This is a genomic window from Bordetella petrii (assembly GCF_020991325.1).
In the GTDB taxonomy this organism is placed as follows: Bacteria; Pseudomonadota; Gammaproteobacteria; order Burkholderiales; family Burkholderiaceae_B; genus Bordetella_A; species Bordetella_A petrii_E.
Genome location: NZ_JAJMLX010000415.1, coordinates 1 through 2732, shown reverse-complemented (window position 1 = coordinate 2732; position 2732 = coordinate 1). Strand labels below are relative to the sequence as shown.

At 66.6% G+C, this 2732-nt stretch carries 2 protein-coding genes; one reads left to right on the top strand and one right to left on the bottom strand.

Annotated features, from left to right (window positions below; translation table 11 throughout):
* Window positions 1–334 precede the first annotated feature (334 nt).
* Window positions 335–2401, top strand: a complete 2067-nt coding sequence (locus LPZ50_RS23885) for a TonB-dependent receptor domain-containing protein (RefSeq protein WP_230665335.1) — start codon at window positions 335–337, stop codon at window positions 2399–2401.
* Window positions 2402–2419: 18 nt separating this feature from the next.
* Here LPZ50_RS23885 and LPZ50_RS23880 read toward each other — a convergent pair.
* A partial coding sequence (locus LPZ50_RS23880) for a tyrosine-type recombinase/integrase (RefSeq protein WP_230665334.1) occupies window positions 2420–2732 on the bottom strand: 313 nt, incomplete at its 5' end.

Below are 2732 nucleotides of genomic sequence, written 5' to 3'. Positions count from 1 at the left end.
CACGCCTGTCCACGGCCTGGGCGGCGCGCCTGCGCCGGCTGGTGGAAGGTGGCGCGGCGCTTTGCATCTTGCTGCTGGGCCTGGCCCTGCTGGGCGGGCAACTGGCGGCCGGCGCCTGAGCGCCATGGCGCTACCTTAGCCGCCGCGGCGGGTTTGCGCCGGCACTGCCGGGTGTCTGGCTCCCGTCAGGGTGCCAGACACCGTCTAACTGAGGCCGTCGTGACACCCAGCAGTACCCTTGCAAGGCGCTCTCTTTCGCCTTGCCCTCATCCCATATTGAAATGTTATATCATCTTTATTTTTCTGAAATGATATAACATTCATGGGACGGGAAATGATCATCAAACCAAAGCCGCTGGCCCTGGCGCTGTCTCTGGGCCTGTCTTGCGCTGTCCAGGCCCAGCAGGTGTCGGGCGACGCGGCGCAGGCCCCCACGCTGGCGCCTATTACCGTGTCGGCCAACCCCTTGGGTCTGGACCTGGACAGCATGGCGCTGCCGGCCGCAGTGCTGGACGGCGAAGCCCTGGTCGAACGCCGCCAGAGCACGCTGGGAGACACCCTGAACGGCCTGCCCGGCATTCATTCCGACACGTTCGGCGGCGGCGCCAGCCGCCCCGTGATACGCGGCCAGACCGCGCCACGCGTGAAGGTGCTGTCGGACGGCTCGGAACTGATGGACGCATCGAACATCTCGCCCGACCACGCCATCACCACCGAGCCCCTGCTGGCCGAGCGTATCGAAGTGCTGCGCGGCCCGGCCACGCTGCTGTATGGCGGCGGCGCGATCGGCGGGGTGGTCAATGTGCTGGACCGCAAGATTCCCACCGCCATTCCGGAACGCGGCGTCGAGGCGCAAGCCGAGGTGCGCGGCGCCACGGGTACCGGCGAACGCGCGGGCGCGGTGGGCATCACGGCGGGTACCGGGCAGTTCGCCGTGCGCGTGGAAGGCCTGAAGCGCCGCGCCGACGACTACAACGTGCCCGACTGGCCGGGCGGCGAGCTGGAAGGCTCATACAGCGAGTCCACGCAGGGCACGGTGGGCATGTCGTGGGTGACGCCGCGCGGCTATGTGGGCGTGGCCTATACCTACCTGGAAAGCGAATACGGCCTGCCGGGCCACAGCCACGAATACGAGGGCTGCCATCCGCATGGCACGCACCTGCATTGCGGCGGCCACGACCATGACCACGGCCATGGCGGCGAGGAAGATCATGATCACGACCATGACCATGAGCACGAAGACCCGCCTTATGTGAAGCTGCGCAGCGACCGCGTTGACCTGCGTGCCGAATACGCCGACCCCTTTGCCGGTTTCGAGAAAATCCGCTTTCGCGGCGGCCTGACCGATTACGAGCACCGGGAAATCGAAGGCGGCGAAACCGCCACCACGTTCAAGAACCGCGGCTACGACGCGCGCCTGGAACTCGAGCACAAGCCGCTGTATGGCTGGCACGGGGTGGTTGGCATCCAGAACGCGTACAGCGATTTCAGCGCGGAAGGCGAAGAGGCCTTCCTGCCGCGCAGCCAGACCCGTTCCACTGGCATCTTCCTGCTGGAAGAATACCGGCTGGGCGACTGGCGCTTCGAAGTGGGCGCGCGCCAGGACTGGCAGCGCATTTCCCCCGAGGGCGATAACGAGCGGTCCAGCCAGTCGGGTACGTCGCTGTCGGCGGCGGCTATCTGGGATTTTGCCCCGCAGTATTCGGTGGCCTTGTCGCTGTCGCGTTCGCAGCGCCTGCCCTCGGCCCAGGAACTGTATGCCGACGGCGTGCACCTGGCCACCAACACGTACGAGATCGGCAACCCCGACCTGGACAAGGAAACCTCGCACAACATCGACCTGACGCTGCGCAAGCATTCGGGTGACACCACGTTCAGCCTTAGCGCGTTCCACAACCGCGTCAAGAACTACATCTACGCCAATACGCTGGACCAGTACGAAGATTTCCGGCTGATCGAGTACACCCAGCGCGATGCCGAGTTCACGGGTATCGAGGGCGAGGTGCGCCACCAGTTCACCAAGGTGTTCTCGGCCGCCGTGTTCGGCGATTATGTGCGCGGCAAGCTGACCGGCGGCGACGGCAATCTGCCGCGCATCCCGGCCGCGCGCCTGGGCGTGCGCGCCGACGCGAAGTGGCGCCAGTGGTCGGGCGGGGTAGAGTACGCGCACGTGTTCCGCCAGAACGACATTGCGTCGTACGAATCCAGCACGCCGGGCTACGACATGGTGAACGCCATCGTCAGCTACCGTGGCGGCCTGGGGGCGGATGCCGCCTACGAGGTATATGTGCGCGGCAACAACCTGCTGGACAAGCTGGCATACAACCATGCGTCGTTCATTTCGCGCGTGGCGCCCCTGCCGGGCCGCAGCGTGATGCTGGGCGTGCGGGTCACGTACTGACGCGCGGCGCGCCGGGCGCTAGCTTTTGCGGCCGGCGCGCGGATGCGCCTGGTCGTAGGCCTTGGCCAGGTGCTGGAAATCCAGCCGCGTGTAGATCTGCGTGGTGGAAATATTGGCGTGGCCCAGCATTTCCTGCACCGCGCGCAGGTCTTGCGCGGATTGCAGCACGTGGCTGGCGAAGCTGTGCCGCAAGACGTGCGGATGGACATGCGCCGGCAGGCCGGCCGCCTGGGCCAGTTTGGCCAGTTGCAGCTGTATTACCCGGGGTGCAATGCGCCGGCCGCGCGCGCCCACGAACAGGGCTGCGGCGTCCGCTGTCGGGGCGGCGGCC